The 741-nt window shown below is 55.7% G+C and carries 1 pseudogene; it reads right to left on the bottom strand.

Annotated elements, in window-relative coordinates:
- A pseudogene (locus EXE44_RS17520) lies at nt 1-552 on the bottom strand (RNA-guided endonuclease TnpB family protein); the annotation flags it as partial.
- Nucleotides 553-741: the final 189 nt, after the last annotated feature.

Raw genomic sequence — 741 nt, 5'->3', positions numbered from 1 at the left:
GGCTCGGTTCTTGGGCTTGGGTTTCCGGAACCCCAAGTGAATGTAGTACCCACCATCGCGCCGTGAGAGTGTGGATTCGGTGATCTCCCACGCCTCGCTGTCGAGGTACTGGTATTGGTATCCGTTCTCGTCGTCCGGCAGCACGAGTTCACATCGGATACGGTCTCCGACTGTAGAAAGAGAGACGGTTCCGTCGTCGAACAACGTCATCGTGCGCGTGTCGTACTTCACCGTGTCTGCCGTGAATTCCGGCCGAGAGGTGGCGTAATCCTCTTCGAGAGCTTCGATATCGTCGATGCCGCTGAGTGCCGCTGCGGCTTGATGAGTTGCGAGTATCGTGTGTTGGCTCCCGAGACGTGTCTCTTCTCGCACCTCGTCGTATGCGAGCTTTTGAAGACGTGTTTTCCGCGCTTCATCTGCTCTCCATCCGATACGACTGCTGATGTTACAGGCGCGTTTCCACTCAGAGATGGTGGCGTCGAGCAGCGTTCTCTGCTCGCTGGTGAGAGTTAGGCGAGTAATTGCGGTACGTCTCAGGTACTCGTCCGCCACGTCTCTCGATACCGCAGTATGGTACTTAGTGATTATCTCGTGTCACGGGAACTTCACTGCCCTCACCGAGTTCGCTGATCAGAACTCTTCGCGAAACGTACTCTCGAGGACGTGAAAGTGAGGAGAATAAGAAAAGCCTGAGGGGGGATTTGAACCCCCGGTCTCGTCCTTACCAAGGACGCGCTTTAC

Source organism: Halorubrum sp. SS7 (assembly GCF_005435055.1).
GTDB classification, from domain to species: domain Archaea; phylum Halobacteriota; class Halobacteria; order Halobacteriales; family Haloferacaceae; genus Halorubrum; species Halorubrum salinarum.
Note: the sequence above shows the minus strand (reverse complement) of the source record. Positions and strands in the feature narration are given on the sequence as shown.